This is a genomic window from Pseudoalteromonas sp. Scap03 (genome assembly GCF_013393115.1).
Taxonomy (GTDB): Bacteria; Pseudomonadota; Gammaproteobacteria; order Enterobacterales; family Alteromonadaceae; genus Pseudoalteromonas.
This window is the reverse complement of the sequence record NZ_VDEU01000002.1, coordinates 211481-237592: the sequence shown is the minus strand read 5'-3', so window position 1 is coordinate 237592 and position 26112 is coordinate 211481. Positions and strand designations below refer to the sequence as shown.

Here is a 26112-nt window from a genome sequence, read left to right as displayed (position 1 = left end):
CGTTGATAAAATTAAACTATGCTTTTTTTAAACTTATCGATGGCCTTTTATTGCTAATCGCCGCCCCTAATAAAATAAGCGCTAAAGCTATAAATACTGACCAACTAAAGGGAGTCTGCGAGGCGAGTATTAAAATAAAGGTAGAGAGCACCGGCGTTAAAAAACTCAATGAGGCTAATAGCGATCGGTTACCAAATTTTAAGCCATGATCCCATAAATAAAATGCACCACCCACTGGGCCTAATCCCAATAAAATAGCACATAGCCATTGTGAAACAGACAAACTAATAACGGTTGTTTCAAAATAAAAATGTGCAAAAAGGGCAAGCACTGCCACAATAAGTGAAAGCCAGCCTATGTCATCTACATGGCTATCAAATTGCGACATTAAATAAGAATAACTAGACCACAGTACCGCGCAGCAACCTGCAAAAAAGTACCCTAAGTAATACTCACTATTGATAGATAATCCACTGCCATCGGTAATTAAACTAAGCGTGCCTAAAAACCCCAGTAATCCGCCTAATATTGCTTTAAATTTAGACCCAGGGGTAGCCACAAATACACCCAGTAATAATGGCCAAAGATACACTATTAAGCTTACCTCTATTAAGGGGCCGTACTTTAAAGCCATAAAATAACAAAAGTGAAAACCAAATAAACCAGTAACACCTATTATCATTTGTTTTTTAGAAAGCTTAGGAGGGGTTAATAAAGGCTGTTTTGATGCAAAACGCTTTACTAATAAAATAATAAAAGAGAGTGCAAAGCACATGAAAAGCAACTGAAAAGCAGGGAGCGCTTTGGTTAAATTACCTAGTAAAGCTAAAAGCCCCCACGAAAATATTGCTAAAAAACCTATGTGTGTTGCCATTAATTACCCTCCGTAAATACTATTTACTGAGTGTATCAATGTAGCTTTTTAAAAATGTGCTAAAAAGACGGTGTTATTGTTTGCTATGACGTAATTTAACCTACGCTCTGCTTGAGCTTGCTTTATTATTTCGTGTTTAAGTTATCTATATTACTGCTTTGCAAACGCTTTAGGTGGCTGCCCAAAGTATAAATTAAACCGGCGGCTAAACGCAGAGGCATCGTTATAACCAATGCGCTCGCCTACTAAAGCAATCGGTAAGTCTGAATGGGTTAAAAGGGCGCGAGCGTGCTGCATTCGCAACATAGTTAAATATTGCAGTGCACTCATAGTGGTACTTTTTTTAAACACAGTTTTAAATTGCGTAACGCTTAAACAGGCTATATCGGCCAGCTCTTTTAACGTGTAGGGGTAGGCTAAATTTTGCTTAACAGTGGTTATTACATTATCTATTCGCTTATCAATATTACTGTGGCTGCTTTGCTTACAAAGTAATAAGTAAAATAAATCAAAGGTTGAATTAGTAAGCTTTTCATCGCTAACAACGAGCAGTTGCTGCTCTATAAACTGTAAGTAACTTAATAAACGGCTATCTATTGAGATTTTAGGGTATAAAAGGTTAATAAGGTTTTCAGGGAGCGCGTCTAAATCTGCCACAATAAAACGTGCGGCTTCATCGGCCGTAAAGGCATGCACTAGGTTTTTCTCTATAACGATACAACTACCCGTACTAACTGTTGTTTTAAAGTCATTATTTAACGTTATGAAAATTTCACCGTGTAAGGGTAAAACAAGTTGATGGTAATTGTGCTGGTGGCGTTTTATATCTTGCGAATAATACCGAATAGAAAGCTTATTCATTGCCTACTCCATTACCTAATAAATAAACCGAGTATTGCCTAAAATACTTTAAGTAAAACATGGCGTTAATAAAACCTAAGTAGATGATAATAATATACTGGTTTCGCTATTTAAAATGCCTTCTATTTCGCGCACTTGTCTAAGTACGCCATCAAACTCACCTAAATTTGCAGCCTGTATTTCAGCCACTAAATCCCAAGCGCCGTTGGTTGTATGTAACTTTGTTAGCTCTGGTATGCCGCGCAGGGTTTTAATTACCTGCGATGTAGATTTTCCCACCACTTCCACCATCATTATTGCTCTTACAGCCTCGGTTTCTATGTGTTCATGTACACGCACCGTAAAGCCTAATATAGCGCCGGATGAAACTAAACGGTCTAAGCGATTTTGCACCGTCCCGCGTGACACCTTTAAAACATCGGCTAGGGCTGAAATAGAAGCGCGGCCATCTTTTCGTAATTCGGCTATTAATGCGTTATCTAAGGAGTCGTAAATGTAAGGGGTCATAAAACGCCTTGGGTTATGTGTTTATTACAAATTACTAAATTTGTACTTTATTGCATAGCAATTTGCTAAAAAATAACATTATTTGTATAAACTTTTGGCATTTTAACTGTCACCTCTGGCCTATAAACTTATTTCAATTAACTTATATAGTCATTAAAGAGGTGTTTATGAGTCATTTTATAGCAGAGCCAAAACAAGGTGTTCCATTTGTTAGCGTACAGGCAATGGCTAAACTTATAACTAAAGTCGGAATAGAAAACGTATTGCTTGAGCTTACCCAAAGATTAGAACACGACTTTGCTCGCTGGAACGAATTTGATAAATCGCCACGTTATGCGGCGCACTCTCCGGATGGCGTAATAGAGCTTATGCCCGTAAGCGACGGTAAAATGTTTAGCTGTAAATATGTAAATGGTCATCCAAAAAACACCTTTAAGGAACTTCAAACCGTTGCCGCGTTTGGTATTTTATCGGATGTTGATAGCGGCTATCCGGTTATGATCAGCGAAATGTGCTTACTCACGGCCTTACGCACAGCGGCTACATCGGCGCTTGTGGCAAAGTATTTAGCACCCAAAGACTCAACAACGCTTACATTAATTGGTAATGGTGCACAGTCTGAGTTTCAGGCATTGGCTTTTAAAGCCGTATTAGGCATTACCCACATTCGTTTATACGATATTGATAAAAACGCCTCTAAAAAAGCCTACAACAACTTAAGTGGCTATGGTTTAAATGTGACTATATGCAATAACGCAGAAGAAGCCGTACAAGGTGCGCACATTATTACAACCTGCACAGCCGATAAAAAAAATGTCGCTATTTTAACCAGCGATATGATCCCGCAAGGTGTTCATATTAATGCGATTGGTGGCGATTGCCCTGGTAAAACAGAGCTTGATTCGCAATTGTTAGGGCGCGCAAATGTGTTTGTAGAGTATGAGCCGCAAACCAGAATAGAGGGCGAAATCCAGCAAATGTCCGAAAACTTTGCAGTGACCGAGTTTCATAAAGTAATTAATAAACAAACACCTGGGCGTACAAGTAACGACGAGCTTACTATTTTTGATGGGGTAGGTTTTGCGAGCGAAGACTTTACCGCGCTGATTTATATTAAAGACGCGCTGGTGGTTGCGGGTGAGTTTGAACTACTTGATTTAATTACACAACGAGCTGATCCGCGTAATTTATTTTCGGTACTTAATAGTGTACAAACATCAAAAGCAACTAAGCAAGAGCAAGTCGCATGAGCCACATAAAGCAAGCACCGACAGCGGTGGTGATGGTGCGCCCGCATCACTTTACATCTAACCCACAAACTATGTTAGACAATACGTTTCAAAGTACCTGCAACTCACAAAACCAGAGTCAGCTTGCCTTTGACGAAGTAACTAATGCGGTCAAATTATTACAAAACGAGGGCGTAACAGTTCATCTTTTTGAAGACGAACATACGCACACGCCCGATTCTGTGTTTCCAAATAATTGGTTTTCTACCCATCAAAGTGGCGAGCTAGTTATGTACCCAATGTACGCAGAAAACAGAAGGTTAGAATATCGAAAAGATATTATTGATTTTTTGACTAATCACTATAAAGTGTTTTCTGTGACTGATTATTCATTTTTATCGAAAGAAAATGCATTTCTAGAAGGTACAGGTTCGCTTGTTATTGACCACCCCCATAAGCTTGCTTATGCAGTAGAATCGAAGCGCACTAATAAAGCTGTAGTTAATACAGTATGCGAGCAATTAAAGCTAAAACCTGTTGTGTTTAACGCCTACGATGAGCAAGGTACTGCGGTTTATCATACTAATGTATTGATGTGTGTAGCCACACAGTTTGCCATGATCAGCTTAAATATGGTGCCAAATAGTCAGCACAAACAATTAACTAGCCATTTTATACAAAGCCATTTAGAAGTAATAAACTTAACTAATGAGCAAATAAATAGCTTTTGCGGCAATGCAATAGAGCTACAAGGTACAAATGGTCGTATTTTAGCCCTCTCACAAACGGCGTTTAATGCACTTACAACCGAGCAAAAAGCAGCAATACAAAAAACAGCTAAACTTGTTCCGTTACCTATACCAACCATAGAGTCGGCGGGAGGTTCGGTTAGATGCATGATTGCGGGTATACACCTGCAAAGTAAATAACCTACCTCTAAGTCAACATTCTAAGGCAGCTTAGCTCCGCTAAGCTATGGCTAACATGCATTATTAAATGCAAATTACTCAACTACTCGCTGAGTAAAAACATAATAAATACAAAAGGATTAGCCCATGTTCGATATCGTAGTAAAAAGTGTCAATGGCCTTTTATGGGGCGAAGGGCAAGTACTTATTTACATTCTCCTATTTACCGGAATATGGTTTTCAGTACGCTTAAAAGCAATTCAATTAGTTAAATTTAAGCACATGTTTAGCCTGCTAAAAGGCAGTAGTAAGTGTAATAAAAACGATATTTCATCATTTCAAGCGCTCTGTACTGGGCTGTGTGCTCGAGTAGGCACAGGTAATTTAGCCGGTGTGGCTGTGGCTATATCACTCGGTGGTAGCGGTGCCATTTTTTGGATGTGGGTTATTGCTATACTAGGTATGGCAACCGGATTTGCAGAAAGTATTTTAGGCCAGGTATATAAAATTCGCGACAGCAATGGCGAATTCAGAGGTGGCCCTGCGTATTATATTCAACAAGGCTTAGGCAGTCGTGCATTTGCTATTGTGTTTGCCGCCTGTTTGTTTTTAGGTTACGGCTTTACCTTTAGCGCCATGCAAACCAACACCATTACTGATGCACTAAATTACGCATTTGAAATACCCACTTTTTACTCAGGTGTTGTGATCACACTTTTAGCAGGCTCTATTATTTTAGGTGGCTTTAAAGCCATTGCCCGATTCGCCGAGCGAGTAGTGCCTGTTATGGGCATCGTGTTTGTGCTTGTTGCTGTAGTAATTACACTGATTAACTTCACCCAAGTACCTGCCATGCTTAAAGATATATTTTTATCAGCGTTTGGCTTGCAAGAAGCTGGTGCAGGCGCCATGGGTGCAGCCATTAAAAATGGTATACAACGCGGTTTATATTCTAATGAGGCTGGCGCGGGAAGTGTGCCGCATGCATCGGCTAGTGCCAGTCCAATGCCAAACCACCCAGCGACACAAGGCTACATACAAATGTTAGGGGTGTTTTTCGATACCATCGTATTGTGCAGTTGTACCGCGGTTATTATTTTATTGGCCGATATAGATATAAGCGGTGAAATGGAAGGCATACGCTTAACACAAAGCGCTATGACCTCACACTTAGCGCAAGGCGGCGTGTATTTTGTAGCCGCTGCCATTACTTTATTTGCTTTTACCTCGGTAGTTGCTAACTACGCCTACGCCGAAAGTAACCTCCACTTATTTAAGCTCGATAACAAAGTAGGGCGCAGTATTTATACTTTGCTTTATTTATCAATGATGTTGTGGGGCGCATCAGCCACCTTAAAACAAGTATGGGATTTAGCTGATATTGCTCTAGGGTTAATGACAGTAGTAAACGTAATCGCTATTATACTACTCACACCGACTATTTTGTCTGTTACTAACGACTACCACGCACAAAGAGACAAAGGCATAGAGCCTGAGTTTAAGGTAAAAAACGTAAAAGTGCAGGGCAAATGTGAAGACGGAATTTGGGATTAAGATTAAAGTTTAAACTTGTTGTTGCATAAGTATTCATTTTTAAATTTGGCTTTAACAACATTAAACTGCGACTCTACAGGTAGTATTTTTAGATGATCGACATTTATGCGGGTAAAACTGCAGCAAAAATAATAAACGAACAAGGTTTTAAACCCGAGATTTTTACCTCTTTTTTAGGGGCAAGTGGTGGCCCTAAATGGTTTACCTTATTTGGTTTAGACAAATATATATTTGGCGAATTTTTTAAACATCGCACCCAACCGCTTAATTTAATTGGCTCATCTGCTGGGGCTTTTCGTTCAGCCTGTTTTGCACAAAACGATCCAGTTGCAGCCATTAAGCGGTTAGCAAAATCGTATTCACAAACCCGATATTCTAGTAATAAACCAACGCCCGCTGAAATTACACTAAAAGCCCGCGCATTATTAGATGATGTATTTGGTGATGATGGCGTTACTGAAATTATAAATAATCCTGTTTTTAAAGCGCATTTTATTGTCGCAAAATCTAACGGGTTTATTGCCAGCGAACATAAGTTAATACAGCTTTTGGGTTTATCAAAAAGTTATATGCTTAACCGCGTTAATCGTAAATTATTAGGCGCTCAGTACGAGCGTTTTATTTTTGGCGCGCCCAATAGTAATTTAAGTATTACCGACAGTTATAAGTTTAAAACACAAAACATTGAACTTACTCAAACAAATTTGAAAGATGCCTTATTGGCATCGGGCTCTATACCACTAGTAATGCAAGGTATAAAAAATATTGCCGGTTCGCCACCAGGAATTTACCGCGATGGCGGAATAATTGACTACCACTTTGATTTAAAAATTAATAATCCAGGTTTAATTTTGTATCCGCATTTTAATAGCGAGCCAAAAGCAGGGTGGTTTGATAAAAACTTAAAACGTAAAGTAGCACCACAAAATTACGACAACGTTGTGATGATCACCCCATCAAAAGAATTTATAGCCGGCTTACCTTATGGAAAAATTCCAGACAGAAACGACTTTACCGATCTTGATGCAGACACTCGTATTAAATATTGGAACACCGTGTTTAGTGAAACTGAGAAATTAGCTGAAGCGTTTGATAATAAATTAAATGCTGATAACTTTGATTTGAAGTTATATAACTAATTTAACTTTAAAAATTAAAATAACCATCTCAAGTGATATAAATGAAAGAGTGTAAGCCTTTATATTAAAGTGTTTAAGTTTTAATTATATTTAAAAGCTGGTTTTTTAGGTCAGATAAATAAGTGTTCTAAGTTTTATTTTATGCTTTAAATGTTTTATACATGTTTTCTGCTATTCGTTAAAAAATGAAAAGAGAATAATAAACATCGTATATTGGATTCTATAAGCGTAAAATTATTTTAGCTGATAGCTGATAGCTGATAGCTGATAGCTGATAGCTGATAGCTGATAGCTGATAGCTGATAGCTGATAGCTGATAGCTGATAGCTGATAGCTGATAGCTGATAGCTGATAGCTGATAGCTGATAGCTGATAGCTGATAGCTGATAGCTGATAGCTGATAGCTGATAGCTGATAGTTAACTACCCATAAATTACGTTATGTTAAATTGAGTGAATTAAATTAAAGTGGGCGTAATCCATAAAACTAGCCCACTTATGATAGGGTTTTGATAGCTTAGTTTAGCTCAGAATCTACCCAAAATTTAGTGCCTTTTAAAACAGCTTGCAGTGCAAGGCCACTTTCGGTTAAAGAGTAAACAGTAACTTGGTCAGCAAGAGCTTCGGCAACTAAAGCGCCACCTTTATCTTGGTATTTTGCAGCAGCATCGGCATTACCACCGAACGCCCAACCATGTTTAATAAATCTATTTAACGCTGCTTGATCGTGAAAAACCATCACAATATTGAAATCTTTAACACCTAAACCTAAGCCTAAACCAGCTTCGCCCATATTCATATAGGTAGATTTTCCGGTTAGGTTATTTTTTACTACACCGTACCCACCACCAAAACTGGCTAAAATAACGTTTACATTGGCATTATCAAATACAGCATAACCGGCAGAGTTTGCAATTTGAGTTTTAACATCTGGTTTTTTTTCGTATAAAGCAGTTAATGTATTCGATTTCATACTTTGTACTAAAGCACGTTTTTCTCCAGGAGAAGCACTGCCTGTAGTAGCGCAACCTACTAATAAAACGCTAATAACTAACATGCTCAACAGAAGTAATTTTTTCATGATTTTTCCTTTAATAAGGTATATGGTTAATAAATCTGCATTTAGCATAAATATCAAAATTTCGTTATGTCCAATACTAGACAGTATCGGACTTTAAGGTTAATCTATAAGTCTATTATTTTCTTATATATTTTACTATTATGCTTGTTGCTCTGGTCGATACATTAAAACAATTACGTTATCAAATAGCTCATCTTGAAGATAATACACTGCAATCAGAATATCCAGAACTAGCCTCTTTTATACAGCAAGTCAGCTTGACTGTAACTGAATCAAAGGCCGATCTAAATTTTTTATACCAGTTTTTATATGTTTATGGCCGAAAATCAGAAGCAACTTATAGTCGTTTTCGCAATGAATTAGAACGATTTTATTTGTGGTCATGGCTTATAGCTGAAAAATCAGTATTCGATTTAAAGCGTGAAGATATTGAGGCGTATGTTGATTTTATGGTCGAGCCGGATAAAAAGTGGGCATCAACTTCGGTGCAGTGGCGCTATAAAGATGAGCAAGGAGTACGTCGGTTAAACCAAAATTGGCGCCCTTTCATGCAAAAAGAATCTATTGCGAGTCAGCAAACATTATCCGCAATGTTTACTGCACTTAATGTATTTTACAAGTTCGCTATTTTAGAAGAAAAAACCTTCGCTAACTTTGTACCTGTGGTTAAGAAAAATAGCCCCTACTTGGTTGTACAATCACAAATACAAATTCCCGATACATTAAGCGATATTCAATGGGAATACGTATTTGGTGTAACGCGTGATCTGTGCGAACAAAAACCAGAGTATGAAAGAAACCTTTTTACCCTCGCCTGTTTAAAAGGATTATATTTACGTATATCAGAATTATCAGAACGTCCACAATGGTCACCTGTTATGTCTCATTTTTGGCAAGATAACGATGGCTTTTGGTTTTTACGTATAATGGGTAAGGGTAATAAATTACGAGATGTAACTTTAAGTGATGATTTTCTTGAGTATTTAAAACGTTATCGGTTATACCGTGGTTTACCTGCCCTGCCCCGTGTTGACGAATCCGACCCGTTAGTGCATAAAATTCGTGGCCAAGGTGGTATGACAGTAAGACAAATTCGACGTTTAGTACAACAAAGTTTTGATATTGCTCAGCAGTCATTACTTGATGATGGCTTTAAAGATGACGCGGAACAATTAGAAGCGGCCACTGCACATTGGCTTCGACATACCGGTGCAACGCATGACGCACAAACTCGACCTTTAAAACATTTATCTGAAGATTTAGGCCACGCAAAAATAGCCACAACCGATCAAATATATATTCAAACAAATATTAAAGAACGGGCAAAGTCTGGAATAAAAAGGAAGATTTAATGGAATACTTAATTATTGCTCTTATTGGTGCATTATTTTTAATTTATTCTACAACACTACGCCAATTAGAAAAAACAGAAATTACTGGGCCGATGTTTTTTGTTATAGGGGGGATGCTGCTAGCATTGATAGCTCCGAACGAAAGTGAAAATTTTAAAAATGGCTTACGGTTTTTACTGCCCTTTATAGAATTAACGCTCAGTATCTTTTTATTTACCGATGCAGCAAAGTCAAAATTAGGAGTATTAAGGCATAGTTTTCAATACCCAAGTTTACTTTTATTTGTTGCCTTACCATTAACTTTATTACTCGGGATTGTAACCGCGTTATTTTTATTTGCTGAGCTTTCATTAATTCAAGCAGCACTTATCGCAATTATATTAACCCCAACCGATGCGGCGTTAAGTAAGGGATTATTAAGCAATACAAAAGTTCCTGAAAAAATACGCGAAGGTATTAATACAGAAAGCGGTTTAAACGATGGCTTATGTGTGCCTATATTTTTAATATTTATTCTGCTCGCAAAAAATCCTGAATCTGCAATTACTGCAACACAAACGTTAAGTGTATTTGGTAGAGAGTTGGGAGTTGCATTATTAATTGCATTTGCAAGTATTGCTGTTTTTATTCCGTGTTTAAACTTTGCAATGAAGCGACATTACTTTGCCCAAAACACTAGCCCGTTTTTACTATTGGGTTTTGCTATGGCTGTATTTTCACTTACGCAATATTTTCATGGAAGTGGATTTATTGCCGTATTTGTAGCGGGGCTTTTATTTGATAAATACGCGAGCACCAAAATAAACAAAGAGCTGATTGAAGACTCAGAGCATATAGCTGACTTTTCCTCTTTAATGATTTGGTGTTTATTCGGTTTTGTTTGTGCTTATTTAGTGATCCCGAAATTAAATACTGAAATAATAATTTATGCGCTACTTAGTACAACACTGATCAGAATAATTCCTGTTATGTTGTCACTGCAATATACGTCATTAAAAATAAAAGAGCGTTTAACGTTTGCTTGGTTTGGGCCGCGAGGATTGGCTTCGATTGTTTTTACTTTAATGGTTATTGATACACAAATAGAAAATAAATTTCAAATTGCGACCATTGCTATGACCACAATTTTATTTAGTGTATTTATTCATGGTATTAGTACAAAACCGATTGCAGACAGTTTTTCAAATAAAAAAGCGTAAACACTGTTATTTAAAATTGTGGTAATATATTTTCTAATTATTTTTATAAGGATATTTAAGTGAATAAAATTGTTAAGTTTATTTTGAATGTAGCTATTGTTATTTCTGTTGCATCTTGTGGTAGTGGTGGAGGTGATAAAGAACAGCCTAAGAATAGTAATATAATTCCAACTGTTAACGCAGGTCCAGACCAGATTGTAAATAGCAATGAAGTAGTTAATCTAAATGGCGTTGCTTCGGACGAAGACGGTAACATTGTCTCATTTTTATGGGAGCAAATTAAGGGTAAAAAAGTTAATCTTCAAAATTATAATACCTCAAAAACAAGCTTTACTCTGCCGAGCTTTGAAGAAGAAACTGAATTAGAGTTTAAGTTAGTTGTTATAGATAACTCTGATGCACAAACAAGCGATACAGTAAAAATAATTGTAAAAAAAACAGTTATTCCTTTAACCGTAGATGCAGGCTCCAATCAGATAGTCGAGGAAGGTTCAGAAGTGCAATTAATCGGTTCAACTAATATTGATGATAATGCACACACCTACTCGTGGATTCAAATATCAGGCTCCCCCGTTACGCTTAATGATAATGATAAAAAAATAACAGGTTTTGTATCTCCTGCTGTTAGTAATACTGAAGTGCTAGAGTTCAAATTTACAGTGAGTGACAATTTTAATAACTCGATCGAAGATACTGTATTAATTACAATAAACGATATAAATGAACCACCAACAGCAAGTGCAGGTGAATCGTACTTTGCAATTAGTAGTGAAACAGTTGAATTAGATGCTTCACTGAGCAGTGATGATAATGACATTTCTTTGTTAACTTACACTTGGAGTCAAATTGATGATTCAGGGTTGATAATTGAATTAAATAATTCAAATAAACAAAAAGCAAAATTCATAGCACCTTCTGTAATTGTATCAACAGTTCTATCTTTCCAAGTAACAGTTACAGATGCTGAAGGACTAACAGATATATCTACTGTAAATATAGCAATAAAGCCATTGATTAACAGTAAAATAAATGATACTGGTCTATTGCGCTGCGCTAAGGAATTCGATGCTGAGGGGAAGTTACTACCGAATTGTCAATCTAGTGTTGGTGAAGATGCTCAATCTGGACGTGATATTAGTAGTAACTATGATCAAGATGGAAAGGCCGGTTTTAGTTTTACTAAACTTGATAGTAATGGAGACCCAGTCGATAAAAGTTCACAGAGTTGGTCTTGTGTACTTGATAACGTTACTGGATTAGTTTGGGAGGTTAAATCGAGTGAAAAAGCTCTTCATGATCCAAAGCATACATATAGTTGGTACGATCCAGACTCTTCAAAAAATGCGGGTTATCCTGGTTTAAAGAACCAAGGTGTGTGTTCTATTGATAGCTGTGATTCTTATTCATACATTAATATGGTTAATGAACAAAATTTTTGTGGGAAAAATGATTGGCGATTACCAACGCAAACTGAATTATTATCAATTCGAGACTTTGGAATTTCCGCAGCTGATAATACTCCTAATATAGATACCTCATTTTTCCCAAGTACTTCTTTTAATCTTCCTTTTTGGACTGCGACCTCTAAGGTGACTCCCTATCCCGAACAAAACCTTGCTATAGGTATTTTTTTCCTACCACCACCAAATTTTGGTGATGAATATTCTTTAGATAACTTTATAGTAGAAACGTCTAAAACAAAAGCAAGTCATATTCGATTGGTTAAAAATCAATAAGTCAAATTAAAATTAAAGGGATATAACATGAATAAAAAAATAAATTTTTCTACTCTACTAATTGTATTTATAACTCTATTTACGTTTTCTATAGCAAAAGCACAAGAATGTTCAGAAAGCATTATTAAGACAACCCCAAATGAGCGCTTTAGTATCAATGGTGATGGAACAGTTACTGACATAAAAACAAATTTAATGTGGATGAGATGCAGCTTAGGTCAAACTTGGGATAGTAATAATTGTTCAGGTGATACTTCATCAGCCCTACTAACATGGAGGAATGCGTTAAACATAGCTGAAAGTGAAACATTTGCTAGTTACACAGATTGGCGCTTACCAAATGTAAAAGAACTAGAGACAATTATAGAGCATAGTTGTCATAGTCCAGCTATAAATAAATATATTTTCCCTGGTACAATTCAATCTAGAAAAGACTCTATCGATGAAACAAGATTTATAGCTATGTATTGGAGTTCCTCTATAGATTCTAATTATTCATCAATTGCATGGAAAGTTGATTTTCTTACAGGTACATTAGCCACCCAGTATGATGACATCGGCGGCGGTAATACTGCGTATATAGAATATCCACAAGCTGCTAGGCTTGTTAGAACAGTAAATTAAACTCAAATTTTGGCGCATAATAAACTATGCGCCAAGATTTTACTTAATTAACTCTGCCAGTAGCTCTATTGGATGCTTAGGCTTAAATTTTTCATAACGTTTTACTTGGCTACGACATGAGAAGCCAGTTGATAAAAGTTGCTCAGGTTTATTTTTATCAACGATAGGTTTCCAACTCATTTCATAAAGTGCTTTAGAGTTTGCTTGGTTTTGTGCTTCATGACCATAAGTACCGGCCATACCACAACACCCAGTATTTGTGGTGTTTAATGTTAAACCAAGCTGATCAAAAATATTTTTCCACACACTTGCGGCTTTTGGTAGCGCGGTCGTTTCGGTGCAGTGGCTTAACAAGGTAAATTCAGTATCAGTTTGTTTAGCTTCTAAAGTACTGAACGATAGTGTTTCTAACCATTCATGCGCAAGTTGCACATTAAAGTCACCACGGTTATTTTCTAAAATTGTATTATATTCATCGCGATAACACATTACTAACGATGCATCTAAACCAACTAGCGGTGCATTAATATCATTAAGCTGATTTAAAAATTCTGCGGCACTTTTTGCTGTTAGCTTAAATTCATGTAAAAAACCTTTCACGTGCTGAGGTTTACCATTGGGTTTAAAGGGTAACAGCATTGGTTTTTTTCCAAGCTGAGTAATTAGGGTAATAAAACTCTCAACCAACTCTGCTTCGTAAAAGCTGGTGAATGGGTCTTGAACAATTAACACATAATCATTTTGCTCATTGGCACTTAACTTTTTAAGTAATTCTAAATTAAATGTTTGCGCTTTGTTTACACGTTTTTTGAGTGCTGGAATACTTAACTGCGGGGTATCAACATAGCCAACCGTTTTTTTAATGAGGCTACTAACTAATGATGTTTTTACAATTGGATTAATAACTCTGGCAAATTTTGCCATTAATGGTGCGCTGTTTTCTATATTACCCACTAAGTAATCTTTGAGTGGGCGGGCATAATAACTATGATAATAATTTAAAAAACGGGCACGGAAAGTTGGCACATCTACTTTTATTGGGCAAGCCGTGGTACACGCTTTACACGCTAAACATTCATCCATTGAGGCTTTTACCTCATGCGAAAAATCGTAAACGCCTTGTTTTTTCTCTCTGCTATGAACAAAGCGCTCCCACCAAGTAATTACTTCACCTTTGTTTAGCTCTTTTTCAACCTCGAGTAAATTAACATCTTTTGACTCTTGAAGACGTAACCATTCACGCATTAGCCCTGCTCGGCCTTTTGGCGAATTACGGCGATCGCCAGTTACTTTATACGACGGGCACATTGGCGAGTTTTCATCATAATTAAAACACAGGCCGTTACCATTACAGGTCATTGCATTGTTGAAACTGGTCTTAACATCAATAGAAATTTGCTTGTCGAAGTAAGAACGCTTTTGCCCATCAACGCTAACTAGTGAGTCTTCACTTTCAAGCGGGGTACATATTTTACCGGGGTTTATTTTGTTGTTTGGGTCAAACGCCGATTTTATTTTTCGTAGTTGGGTAAATAAATGCTCACCAAAAAATTCAGGACCGTATTCACTTCTGTAACCTTTACCGTGCTCGCCCCACATTAAACCACCGTATTTAGCGGTGAGTTTTACTACTTCATCTGAAATAGTGCGCAGTAATTTTTCTTGTTCCGGGTCGCACATATCCAGTGCTGGCCTAACATGTAAAACGCCCGCATCAACATGCCCAAACATACCGTACTGTAAATTATAGCTATCAAGTAGTGCTCTAAATTCAACAATGTAATCGGCTAAATTTTCTGGTGGAACGGCTGTATCTTCTGCAAATGCGAGAGGTTTTTGGCTGCCTTTTACATTGCCTAGTAAACCCACTGATTTTTTACGCATTGCATAAATTTTTAGTATATCGCTTTTATCGCTGGTTAACTGATAGCCAATAACACCATTAGTTTGATTAGCTACACATTCATCTAATAATTTACATAATGTGTCTACTTTGTCTTTTATATCTTCTGGAGATACGGCATTAAACTCAACCATGTTGAGTCCTTGCATATCTTTATTTGGTACATCAGTTATTAAGTCCGATACTGAGTGCCAAATAATATCTTCACGAGCAAGATTTAATACTTTGCTGTCAACAGTTTCAACTGAAGTTGCGCGGGCATCAACTAAAAATGGTGAATGGCGAAGCGCAGAATCAAAACTGTCGTATTTTATATTTATGAGGGTTTTAAATTCTGCGATAGGTGTTAGGTTTAATTTTGCTTCAGTAACTATGCCTAAAGAGCCTTCTGATCCTGTTATTAAGCGGCTCATATCAAAAGTTTGTAAGTCTTCACTTAGCACATGTTCTAGGTCATAACCGGTTAAAAATCTATTTAACCGTGGAAATTTGGCTAATATAGCGTCGCGTTCATTAAGTGATATGTCTAATACTGTTTTGTAGAGTTTGCCAATTAAGGATTCCTGATCGGCAATTATTTTTGCTTTTTCAATGTCTATCGGACTGGTAGACATTGCAGTGCCATCAACTAAATAGGTGGTTAGCCCTAAAACATGGTCGCTGGTTTTGCCATAAACTAAGGAGCCTTGCCCCGATGCATCAGTACTGATCATGCCGCCAATAGTGGCGCGGTTACTGGTAGATAAATCGGGTGAAAAGAAAAATCCATACGGTTTTAAAAAGTCGTTAAGTTGATCTTTTATCACACCGGTTTGAACTCGTACCCAACCTTCTTCAACGTTTATCTCGAGGATTTCACGCATATAACGTGATAAATCAACCACAATACCAGGCGTTAAAGATTGACCATTTGTTCCTGTGCCGCCACCGCGAGGACCAAAAGTTAACGATAAAAAAGGGTCTTGCGATGCTATTTGCAGAGCAACTTGAATGTCTTTTTCGCTTTTAGGAAAAATAACACCTTGCGGAAGCTGCTGGTAAATACTGTTATCGGTTGACGCTGTGAGTCTGGTTGCATAGCTTGCGTCTGTATCTCCAGTAAACCCTTGATTTTTTATAGTATTTAAATAATTTGCGACAAGCTCGGTCGCGGCATCTTGTTGTGTAATAGTTGCTATCATGGCGGCGCTTATTAATGCATTTGTGTAATTATATCATGGCGATGGCTAATAGAAATTGAAGATTTTACAGTTTGTAACACTCTTTTTATCGATATATGAGCAGCTGCAATTATAATCAAGTTAAACGCCTACTATGAGGTTTATATGAAAAAACTACTAATGCAGATCAGCGGAACAGTGTTTATTTTACTCGGATTATTGTTTGCTGTGGTGCCAGGGCCATCGTTAATATTTTTTATTGCAGGCTTATTCTGCTTTTCTATGTATTACCCTAAAGCTAGAGGGTATTTAACATGGTGCCAAAAAGCACTGACTCGTTCATGTGCCTACTTAGATAAAAAATTAGCAAAAAATTAATTTTTAGCCATAAAAAATGCCAGCAGTTGCTGGCATTTTTTAACGAGGTAACTTACTTAGCAAGTTTGTCTGCTAAGTATAACCATGTTTCTAGTACTGTATCTGGGTTTAGCGAAACAGAGTCAATGCCCTGCTCTACTAACCATGCTGCAAAGTCTTCATGATCTGAAGGACCTTGACCACAAATACCTACATATTTACCTTTTTCTTTGGCTGTTTTAATAGCCATAGAAAGTAGCTTTTTGATTGCAGGGTCACGCTCATCAAATAGGTGAGCAATTAAACCTGAGTCGCGATCAAGACCAAGCGTTAACTGTGTTAAATCGTTAGAACCGATAGAGAAACCATCGAAGTATTCTAAGAATTCTTCAGCCATTAATGCATTTGACGGAAGCTCACACATCATGATTACTTTAAGACCATTTTCGCCACGTTTAAGGCCATGTTCTTCAAGTAATTCAATAACGCGTTTACCTTCTTCAAGGGTACGTACGAATGGGATCATGATTTCGATGTTGGTCATATCCATGCTGTTTCTTACGCGTTTTATAGCTTCACACTCAAGTGCAAAACAATCACGGAAGTCTTCAGAGATATAACGTGCAGCGCCACGGAAACCAATCATTGGGTTTTCTTCTTCTGGCTCGTATTGCTGGCCGCCCACTAAGTTAGCATATTCGTTTGATTTAAAATCAGACATACGAACAATTACACGCTCTGGTGCAAACGCACAACCTAAGGTAGAAATACCTTCTACTAGTTTACCAATATAGAATTCAACAGGTGATTCGTAACCGGCAATCATGTCTGTGATTTCTGCTTTTAATGCATCTGTTTGTGCATCAAAATTTAATAACGCTTTAGGGTGAACGCCAATCATACGGTTGATGATAAACTCAACGCGCGCAAGGCCAACACCTGAATGTGGTAAACGTGCAAAATCGAATGCGCGATCTGGGTTACCTACGTTCATCATCACTTTCATTGGAAGTTCAGGCATTTCATCAACACGTGAAGTAAGTACTTCAAAGTCTAAAATACCTTCGTAGATGAAACCAGTATCGCCTTCGGCGCATGATACAGTAACTTCTTGACCAGCTTTAATTAAGTCTGTTGCATTACCACAACCAACAACGGCTGGAATACCTAACTCACGTGCAATGATTGCAGCATGACATGTCCGACCACCACGATTTGTAACAATCGCAGCCGCGCGTTTCATAATAGGTTCCCAGTCTGGGTCTGTCATGTCGGTAACTAATATGTCACCTACTTGTACTTGGTCCATCTCTTTGATTGAGTCAAGTACACGTACAACACCACTACCAATTTTATGACCAATTGCACGGCCTTCAACAACAACATTGCTGCTGCCATTTAGTTGGAAGCGTTCCATTACGTTTGTGTCTTCGTTTGAGCGAACAGTTTCTGGACGGGCTTGAACTATATATAGTTTGCCATCGTTACCATCTTTTGCCCATTCGATGTCCATTGGACGACCGTAATGTTTTTCAATGATTACAGCTTGTTTGGCAAGATCTTGCACTTCTTCATCTGTAATCGAAAATTTGTTTGAAAGTGCTGAGTCTACGTCAACAATTTCTACTTGTTTGCCATGAGCTTTGTCTTGAGAGTAAATCATTTGAATGGCTTTAGAGCCAATGTTACGACGTACTACAGCTGGCTTGTTTTTAAGTAGCGTTGGTTTATGAACATAAAATTCATCAGGGTTAACCGCACCCTGAACAACCATTTCACCCAAACCATAGCTTGATGTGATAAACACTACATCTTCAAAGCCCGATTCAGTATCAATACTGAACATTACACCTGATGCTGATTTATCAGAGCGTACCATGCGTTGAATACCCGCTGATAACGCTACACCACGGTGATCGTAGCCTTGGTGAACACGATAAGAAATAGCGCGGTCGTTAAATAACGAAGCGAATACGTGTTTAATAGCAGTCATTACAGAATCAATACCAACAACGTTTAAGAACGTTTCTTGTTGGCCTGCAAACGAGGCGTCTGGCATATCTTCAGCAGTAGCTGATGAACGAACAGCGAATGAAACATCTGCAGAAGCGTCACCATGAAGTTGGCTGTATGCATCGCGGATTGCTTTATCTAGACTAGGTTGGAATGGGGTATCGATAATCCACTGACGGATATCGGCGCCGACTTTGGCGAGTGTGTTTACATCATCAACATCAAGAGTATCTAAAATGTCGTGAATTTTTGCGTTGAGTCCTGATTGTTCTAAAAACTCGTTAAAAGCGTCTGAGGTTGTAGCAAAACCACCTGGGACTTGCACACCTGCGTTAGCTAAGTTTGAAATCATTTCACCAAGTGAGGCATTTTTACCACCAACTCGAGGAACATCTTGCATACCAAGCTCTTGATACCAGAGAACGTATTCTTGCACGGATCTTTCTCCAAAAAACAAATTGTAGTACTAACTGTGAGAGTTAAGAAAGAAAACCTTTTATAAAGGTCGCCCCCATTCTACACTGGCAAACGTCCTCACGTAAACCGTGATACACTTATTTTAAAATTAAATGTAATAAAAAAGAGGCTTTATGAGAACTGCGTTTTATATTTCAGATGGTACGGCAATCACATCTGAAGTGTTTGGTCATGCGACCTTGTCTTTATTTCCTGTCGAATTTAATCATAAAACAATTCCTTTTGTAGAAACCGAAGAAAAAGCGCATGAAATCAAAGCGCTTATTAACGCCACATCGTCTAAGCAAGGTGAGAAGCCTCTAGTGTTTTTTACTTTTGTGAACCATAAATTATCGGAAATTATTCGCTCTGCAGATGCTGTCTCGTATGACTTTTTAACAACCTATAGCGAAAAAATTGAAAGCGAATTAAACGTTGCCCCAGTACCTAAAGTACATAGAACCCATTCAATACACGAAAAAAGTTATGACTTTAGAATTGATGCAGTTAACTATGCTTTAATGAATGACGACGGCGGTAATATTAAAAACTTTGCTGAGGCTGATATTATTTTAGTTGGCGTTAGTCGAAGCGGTAAAACGCCAACAAGCCTCTATTTAGCCCTGCAATACGGTATTAAAGCGGCTAACTATCCGATCACAGAAGATGATTTAGAAAGCGAAGGGTTACCCAAGTGCTTAGTGCCTTATAAGCATAAACTGTTTGGTTTAACTATAGACCCTGAGAGACTGGCTGCGATCAGAGATAGACGAATGGCAAATTCAAAATATGCATCAATTAGACAGTGTCGTATTGAAGTGCGCGAAGTAGAAATGCTCTATAAGAAGCATAAAATTGCTCATTTAAATTCTACCCACCATTCTGTTGAAGAGATCTCAGCAAAAATCATTTCTGATACAGGTCTTGAGCGCCGTAAGTACTAACAAACTAACATGTGATTTAAGCATGTAATTGCGCCCAGGACACAAAAAAGCCGCTAAATAATAGCGGCTTTTAACATTTTAAGAAGGTGTATTACTTGCGAGCATCCTTTAAAAGGTCTGCAACTAAAAAGCCAAGCTCTAATACTTGGTCGGCATTTAAGCGAGGGTCACATTGAGTTTTGTAACGCTGCGCTAAGTCATCATCTGATAAACCGTATGCACCACCGGTACATTCAGTAACGTGTTGTCCGGTCATTTCTAAATGAACACCACCTGCGTATGAGCCTTCAGCTTTGTGAACAGCGAAGAACTGACTAATTTCGCGCATAATGTTATCAAAGCTGCGAGTTTTATAACCTGAGCTGGCTTTCTCTGTATTGCCATGCATTGGATCTGAGCTCCAAATTACCTTACGCCCTTCTTGCTGTACTTTGCGAACAAGCGCTGGTAGCTTCTCTGGTAATACATCTGCACCCATTCGTGTAATGAGCGTTAACCTGCCAGGAATGTTATCTGGGTTTAGTGCATCAATTAAACGGATAAGTTCGTCAGGATCCATACCTGGGCCAACTTTAACGCCTATTGGATTTTTAATGCCCTTAAAGAATTCAATATGAGCATGGTCTAACTGACGTGTACGCTCACCAATCCAAACAAAGTGCGCTGAACAATCGTACCAGTCGCCTGATAAATGGTCTCTACGGGTTAATGCCTCTTCATAGCCTAGCAATAACGCTTCGTGTGATGTATATAAATCTGTTTCTTTTAAGCTTGGCGCTATAGTTGAATTAATACCACATACTTCCATGAATTCTAAAGCGTCTTGAATTTTATCTGCCAGCTGTTGGTATTTTGCTTTTTGTGGATTAGCAGCAACAAAGCCCATGTTCCAACGGTTAACCTGATGTAAGTCAGCAAGCCCACCTTGTGCAAAAGCACGTAGTAGGTTGAGTGTTGCCGCACTGTGATGATACGCGGTCATTAAACGCTGGGGGTCTGGAATACGTGCTTCTTCAGTAAACTCAAAGTTATTTACTATATCACCACGGTAAGATGGTAACGAAACACCGTCTATTATTTCTAAGTCGGCTGAGCGTGGCTTAGCGTATTGACCTGCCATACGTGCAATTTTTACAACTGGGCATTTACCGCCATAGGTTAGTACTACAGCCATTTGTAAAATGGTCTTAAATGTATCGCGAATATTTGCAGCGTTAAAGTCACTAAATGATTCTGCGCAGTCACCACCTTGAAGTAAAAATGCGCGGCCTTCACACACATCTTCAAGTTGTTTAAACAAACTTCTAGTCTCTTCTGCAAACACTAAAGGCGGTGCGCTTTTAAGCTGGCCTTCAACCGATTTTAATACGTCTTGATCTGGGTACTGTGGCTGCTGCAGTATTGGCAGTTCTCTCCAACTATTTGGGTTCCACGATTGCATGTTCATTCCTCATTCCTATTACCTGATGTATTGAAATTAACGTATGCAGAGGGCTTTGTTCAAGGACTAAATCGACTATTTACGAATTATTTAGTTATTAGTTAAATTTAAATAGGATTATTATCTATGATTTAACTATTTTATTGATAATAAATATATAAATAAAGAACACTAATACATTATAAAACAGTAGGATAAATAGTAAGAGTGGTATTTATTAAGCTTTGCTTGTAGCCACTTAGCTAAGCTGTATAAGATAATGTTAACACAAGGAACACATCATACTTAAATCAACTATATGTATTCTTAACTTTACAGTTAAAATTAAATATATCAGCCGTCAGTTATGTAGTTTCAAATATATATGCTAGCTGAGTAGTTCTGCTGGTTATACCCACTACTTCATACTGCGTTTATATATAACTATTAGTTAGTTAGAAAATATTATTATTAAAATGATCACACCAACAATAAAGAACACATCATACTTAATCTGATTTGAATTCAATCTTGGCATTAGAATAATATTTAAAAAGTAACTACCAAAAGAAAAGGTTATTTGCGAAAATAACTAAATAGTAAGATGTGTTCTTGTTGGTGTTATGGTTACGAAGGTACAAATTAGAAGTCAGTTTGATTTACTCAATGAGTTAACGCTTAGGCTAATTGAGGAACTTAAAGAGTATGGGTTTGCTAAAGCTGAATACTATCAACTGCCAGAAATAAGCAGTGTGGATGAAAATATAATTCCCGAGTCGATTGCAGTATCTAAAATTACAGGGGAACTGGCACATAAGGCTATTTTAAATTCTTTTTCTGATATGTATAAAAAGCCTGGTCTGAGTAGTCGCGTATTAAAGCGCCACCCTGGTTTATTAATTATACAAGACGCTAATAAACAAGCTATTATTGATCGGATTGCTCAAGTTAATAATGCAAAAGCGGCATTTAAAAATTGTATTTTGGCGATAGACAATAACGATGCTCGATTTGAAGCCGTACATAATGCTATGCCAAATTTAATTACGCTTGCCGCTTATCGTAAAATTCATAGCGAAAGCGAATCCCCTTTTTCAGTTCGTTTTACTTGGATGCATAAACACGCAACTAAAACACTCACAAAAAAGATGGCTCTTGAAATGCTCGAAAAGTCCGCTGGGTATAAAAACCCAAGAATGATTGATCAGCAAAAATGGCAATCATTGGTTGCTCAAGAGCAAGTTCGTGTTGCCAGTCTAGGTGAAAAAGAAAAATTACGAATTAGGCGCCCTACCCGAGTTAGCCCACAAGTTAATGTAAGATACACGGCTCAAAATCGTTATCATGTTAGTGCGGCCTTACCTTTTATTCTTATAAACCCACAACCCGATGTTAAGTATGGCCAACTGCCGAGTTACGAAAAACCGTTATCACATCCACGAAAACGTGAGTATGACTTTCTGGTAGACCGTTTATATTTAGAACAAGTAACAAAGTAATTATGTTAAAAAGGCCACTTAATGTGGCCTTTAATATAACTACTGGTAAAAATTAATATAATTATTTTTCTACAATTTCTTCCAGCTTATCTTCATCAATTAATACTGCATTTTCAACAATGCGTTTACCACCTTGTATCTCTATACGCTTGTTATGTTTATTTAATGCCAGTATCTCATCACAAAACTGATCAGATGGGTGCATTTCATAAGTGTAATCTACAATATTACCTGTTTTATCATCTTTTACATTAGTAATGCTGTACTCAGATATTGCTCCTTTTTCTATTAAATCTTTCATCGTGGTAGTCATATCACGGCGCAGTGCTTTTAATTTATTTTCGGTAATATCATCAGTTGAATAGATAGAGCCATATTTTTCCATAATAGACAGCAGTCTAAAATGGTATGTTTTTCCTGGGGCAGCATAGCGCCATAAATGATATAAACGTAGCATCATCCAACGCGATAATCCGCGCTTTAACTCTTGAGCACTATTAAAATAATAACCTTTATATTCAAGGTTATCTATCATGTTATGAACAAACGCATTTAAACACGCTACACATTTAACATTTCCGCCTTGGCCTTTTTTACCACTAAAGTGTAAAGACGATAAAAAGTTCATATTCGACTCGTAGAACGAATCATCAATATCTGAGTTTTTAGTGTCAGTAGCAGAATATTTAAAAGAAAGTTTTGAACCTTGTAATGCTTCGAGCGATTCTTTAATTTGTGGGTAAGGCATAGATTGACCTACCGCTTTAAGTTCTTGTGCTAATTCGTTCATAGAAAACACAACGGCATATTGAATACCGGACTTAAAATTAATTTTTACTATTTTACCTTTTGAAGCAAGGCGAATAAGTGCACGCTCAACTTTTTCTTCTCTATCTGATGGCCAAACTAAGTATTCTACGTCTTCACCATCTTTACGAGTACTTACCACAGCCGGTGTTATTTTAATTTCACCATCGTATAAAATACCGTCTACTTTTTCAGATATCTTACGTGTAATTATGGTTTTTTTAGGGGCTTCTTCAAGTGGCAGCTTTTTATGTCCTGAGCGAACAAAGCGTCCCCACAGATCATAATGGTTAAATGTGTTAGAGTAAGCGCGTAACCCATGGGCTGCATTTTCTATCGAAATTCGCACATCTTTATTATCTGTAAATAGTGCTAAGCTTTCGTTATCAATTGCACTTTCCACCCCGTGAATTTGGCCCCTAAGTGTATCGGGCAAGTTATCTACCGAGATGTTGACCTTTCGGCTCATGGTTTTTATTTCCGTTTTTATTGTGACAGCTAATAACAACACATAAAGCCACAAAAGTTAAATGTTTAAGTTAGTATAAAAGTGATCTGACTTCAAATAAAATGCACAGATCAATATTTTACTAAGAAAAAGTTAAAACATGAGATTTCAGATCAGGTTTTTACTAACTAGGCTTTAATAAACCGAATTTTTACTAACTGAAGAATAAATTTGTCCATTGCAAAGTGTTTTTTTTTAAATTTAGCACGACAAATGACAGTAAAAATGAGAGGCCTGTGGATAAGTTTAGTTCCAGTTAGCATAGATCTGATCTGTACTTACTACAGATCAGATCTATACTAATTAAACCGCTTATTATTCCTGATGGTGGGTGCATAACTTTATAATTTACTTAGTAAAAACATGATCTACAGCATCTATTTTGTGAGTAACTCAGTGCTTAACCTGTGCGTAACTAAGCTGCTAAATATTTGCTTAGTAAAAAGGTGATCTGCTAGTAGATAAGGATCTGATCTTAACCACGTACAATACTGATCCAGTTTTTTTAACATTGTTTATATAAATCATAATGTTATATGTATATTTTAAGGCCTTAGCCTTTAATACCTTATATATTTAACCATACTTAAACTTCTTTATTTATACTAAGCAATATTAAAGGCGTAAAATTATTTTATATGTCATGTATTTAAAATGCATGTCGCCTTAAATAGTTGTTTACAGCTAATTGAATGGACATTATACTAAACGCCTAACTTTGAGGAATAAAGTATGTCTATCAATAATAATGCGCTAGATACCTACCGACTTTTGAAAGCAACCGCAGAAGTTGCTGAAAAATCACTAGAAGGACGTATTCAACATTACCGCGCCCATCTTAAATCTGAAGAAAAAGAATTAAGAACCTACACCCAAAAAGCCGCTGCTGATTTACTTGGTTGTAATAATCGTACCTTAAAAAGACGCCATGACAATGGTGATTTTGACGATTTAAACATAAAACGCGGTGCAAACGGTCATTACGCTTATACGTTGGTTAATATTTTTGCCATGGCCGATATAATGGATATAAAACCCGATCATCGTGCACCGACAGACAAACTCCAAGTTATTGTTATTAATTCACTAAAAGGTGGTTGTGGTAAAACAACGAGCATGGTTAATATTGCTGCAGCACTTGCAACTACTAACATCAAGCGTTACCGAATTGGCATTGTCGATTTAGATCCACAGGGGTCATCATCTAGCTTTTTCCCATCTTCTGAGCCCGATCCAATTACTGTTGGTGATTTAATGCGTGACTGCATTGATCTTGAAGAAGGAGAAACCTGGTCTGAATTTGTTTCAAACTCTTTTTTACCAACTCATATTCCTAATATTCGTGTTTTACCCTCAGGTATGGATGATTTTTATTTTGAACACGAAACTGCAACGTTGCTTAAAGACACCTCAAACTATGAGCAAACTCGCCATTACCATAAGCTGTTAGAGCGTGTTATCGAGCCAGTAAAAGATGAATTTGATATTTTACTAATTGATACAGCGCCTACTCTTAACTTTATGTTTTATAATGCATTAATGGCTTCTACAGCGATGCTTATACCGGTTCATCCTGAAGCGGTAGACTTTGATGCTAATAATAAATATTTAAAACGTTTAGGTGAGATTTATCATACCGTTGCAGCTCTTGGTCACGATGGTTGGGACTTTATGCAATTTTTGGTTACCAATTATGTAAAAGGTAATCACTCACAACGTGACATAGTTAAAGACGTAAGAAGCGCCTTTGGTCGCCAAGTCATGAGCTACCCTATTAATCACAGCTCAGCAATTACTGCGAGTTCATCCTCGTTTAATACTATTTTTGATCAAAAAGCGTCTGACAGTTTAGCGAGTAGAGAATCGTTAATGCGCGCACAAGAAAATATCAAAGATGTTGTAGACGAACTCGAAATGCTAATTCGTTCAAATTGGCAATCTACACAATCAAAATTAAATACGCCTAAGTAAGGATGTTGACT

20 protein-coding genes are annotated in these 26112 nt (G+C 37.3%); 12 read left to right on the top strand and 8 right to left on the bottom strand.

All coding sequences use genetic code 11. The features are described from left to right. Positions 1–16 precede the first annotated feature (16 nt). The 3 genes from FHG08_RS16380 to FHG08_RS16370 all read right to left on the bottom strand — a co-directional run bounded on the left by FHG08_RS16380 (position 17) and on the right by FHG08_RS16370 (position 2242). Complete coding sequence (locus FHG08_RS16380) at positions 17–874, bottom strand: DMT family transporter (protein WP_178957097.1); 858 nt, start codon at positions 872–874, stop codon at positions 17–19. 150 nt (positions 875–1024) lie between these two features. Continuing rightward, positions 1025–1735: an AraC family transcriptional regulator gene (locus tag FHG08_RS16375; protein ID WP_178957096.1), complete on the bottom strand. Its 711-nt coding sequence runs from the start codon at positions 1733–1735 to the stop codon at positions 1025–1027. A 75-nt stretch (positions 1736–1810) separates the two neighbouring features. Next, the gene (locus tag FHG08_RS16370; RefSeq protein ID WP_054201566.1) at positions 1811–2242 is read right to left on the bottom strand and encodes an Lrp/AsnC family transcriptional regulator; all 432 of its coding nucleotides are present in this window, start codon (positions 2240–2242) and stop codon (positions 1811–1813) included. A gap of 167 nt (positions 2243–2409) precedes the next feature. Here FHG08_RS16370 and FHG08_RS16365 point away from each other — a divergent pair, with 167 nt between their 5' ends. The 4 genes from FHG08_RS16365 to FHG08_RS16350 all read left to right on the top strand — a co-directional run bounded on the left by FHG08_RS16365 (position 2410) and on the right by FHG08_RS16350 (position 7072). Then, a complete protein-coding gene (locus FHG08_RS16365) occupies positions 2410–3492 on the top strand; it encodes an ornithine cyclodeaminase (RefSeq protein WP_178957095.1) in 1083 nt (360 codons plus the stop codon). Beyond that, positions 3489–4400, top strand: coding sequence for a citrulline utilization hydrolase CtlX (gene ctlX, locus FHG08_RS16360; RefSeq protein ID WP_178957094.1), 912 nt, complete (start codon positions 3489–3491; stop codon positions 4398–4400). The genes FHG08_RS16365 and ctlX overlap by 4 nt, the downstream gene beginning before the upstream one ends. A 126-nt stretch (positions 4401–4526) precedes the next feature. After that, positions 4527–5933 (top strand): sodium:alanine symporter family protein, encoded by a 1407-nt coding sequence (locus FHG08_RS16355; protein WP_178957093.1) that lies wholly within the window; start codon positions 4527–4529, stop codon positions 5931–5933. Positions 5934–6025: 92 nt separating this feature from the next. Beyond that, positions 6026–7072: a patatin-like phospholipase family protein gene (locus tag FHG08_RS16350; protein WP_178957092.1), complete on the top strand. Its 1047-nt coding sequence runs from the start codon at positions 6026–6028 to the stop codon at positions 7070–7072. A gap of 516 nt (positions 7073–7588) precedes the next feature. Here FHG08_RS16350 and FHG08_RS16345 read toward each other — a convergent pair. Further along, positions 7589–8152, bottom strand: a complete 564-nt coding sequence (locus FHG08_RS16345; protein ID WP_178957091.1) for a YSC84-related protein — start codon at positions 8150–8152, stop codon at positions 7589–7591. Positions 8153–8292: 140 nt separating this feature from the next. Here FHG08_RS16345 and FHG08_RS16340 point away from each other — a divergent pair, with 140 nt between their 5' ends. From FHG08_RS16340 to FHG08_RS16325, 4 genes are read left to right on the top strand one after another with little or no spacing between them, the layout of a single operon-like run. Continuing rightward, positions 8293–9504: a tyrosine-type recombinase/integrase gene (locus tag FHG08_RS16340; RefSeq protein WP_008108719.1), complete on the top strand. Its 1212-nt coding sequence runs from the start codon at positions 8293–8295 to the stop codon at positions 9502–9504. Beyond that, entirely contained in the window at positions 9504–10703 is a 1200-nt protein-coding gene (locus tag FHG08_RS16335) for a sodium:proton antiporter (protein ID WP_178957090.1), read from the top strand. The genes FHG08_RS16340 and FHG08_RS16335 overlap by 1 nt, the downstream gene beginning before the upstream one ends. Before the next feature lie 59 nt (positions 10704–10762). Then, complete coding sequence (locus tag FHG08_RS19195; RefSeq protein WP_178957089.1) at positions 10763–12439, top strand: DUF1566 domain-containing protein; 1677 nt, start codon at positions 10763–10765, stop codon at positions 12437–12439. A 27-nt stretch (positions 12440–12466) separates the two neighbouring features. After that, a complete protein-coding gene (locus tag FHG08_RS16325) occupies positions 12467–13063 on the top strand; it encodes a DUF1566 domain-containing protein (protein WP_178957088.1) in 597 nt (198 codons plus the stop codon). Between the two features lie 39 nt (positions 13064–13102). On the opposite strand, the gene FHG08_RS16320 is transcribed toward FHG08_RS16325, so the two are convergent. After that, positions 13103–16147: an FAD-binding and (Fe-S)-binding domain-containing protein gene (locus FHG08_RS16320; RefSeq protein ID WP_178957087.1), complete on the bottom strand. Its 3045-nt coding sequence runs from the start codon at positions 16145–16147 to the stop codon at positions 13103–13105. Between the two features lie 144 nt (positions 16148–16291). On the opposite strand from FHG08_RS16320, the gene FHG08_RS16315 reads away from it, so the two are divergent. Next, the gene (locus tag FHG08_RS16315) at positions 16292–16504 is read left to right on the top strand and encodes a PGPGW domain-containing protein (protein WP_178957086.1); all 213 of its coding nucleotides are present in this window, start codon (positions 16292–16294) and stop codon (positions 16502–16504) included. Positions 16505–16556: 52 nt separating this feature from the next. Here the strand turns inward: FHG08_RS16315 and ppsA are convergent, their stop codons facing one another. Continuing rightward, entirely contained in the window at positions 16557–18932 is a 2376-nt protein-coding gene (gene ppsA / locus FHG08_RS16310) for a phosphoenolpyruvate synthase (protein ID WP_008108727.1), read from the bottom strand. 154 nt (positions 18933–19086) lie between these two features. Between ppsA and FHG08_RS16305 the strand changes: the two genes are divergently transcribed. Next, complete coding sequence (locus tag FHG08_RS16305) at positions 19087–19896, top strand: pyruvate, water dikinase regulatory protein (RefSeq protein WP_008108730.1); 810 nt, start codon at positions 19087–19089, stop codon at positions 19894–19896. Positions 19897–19987: 91 nt separating this feature from the next. Here FHG08_RS16305 and FHG08_RS16300 read toward each other — a convergent pair whose 3' ends face one another. Next, positions 19988–21337, bottom strand: a complete 1350-nt coding sequence (locus FHG08_RS16300) for a class II 3-deoxy-7-phosphoheptulonate synthase (RefSeq protein ID WP_178957438.1) — start codon at positions 21335–21337, stop codon at positions 19988–19990. A 602-nt stretch (positions 21338–21939) separates the two neighbouring features. Between FHG08_RS16300 and FHG08_RS16295 the strand changes: the two genes are divergently transcribed. Continuing rightward, complete coding sequence (locus tag FHG08_RS16295) at positions 21940–22815, top strand: DNA replication terminus site-binding protein (protein ID WP_178957085.1); 876 nt, start codon at positions 21940–21942, stop codon at positions 22813–22815. A gap of 61 nt (positions 22816–22876) precedes the next feature. Here FHG08_RS16295 and FHG08_RS16290 read toward each other — a convergent pair whose 3' ends face one another. Beyond that, the gene (locus FHG08_RS16290; protein WP_013463357.1) at positions 22877–24091 is read right to left on the bottom strand and encodes a hypothetical protein; all 1215 of its coding nucleotides are present in this window, start codon (positions 24089–24091) and stop codon (positions 22877–22879) included. Between the two features lie 771 nt (positions 24092–24862). Here FHG08_RS16290 and FHG08_RS16285 point away from each other — a divergent pair. Then, positions 24863–26101, top strand: coding sequence for an AAA family ATPase (locus FHG08_RS16285; protein ID WP_178957084.1), 1239 nt, complete (start codon positions 24863–24865; stop codon positions 26099–26101). Positions 26102–26112: the final 11 nt, after the last annotated feature.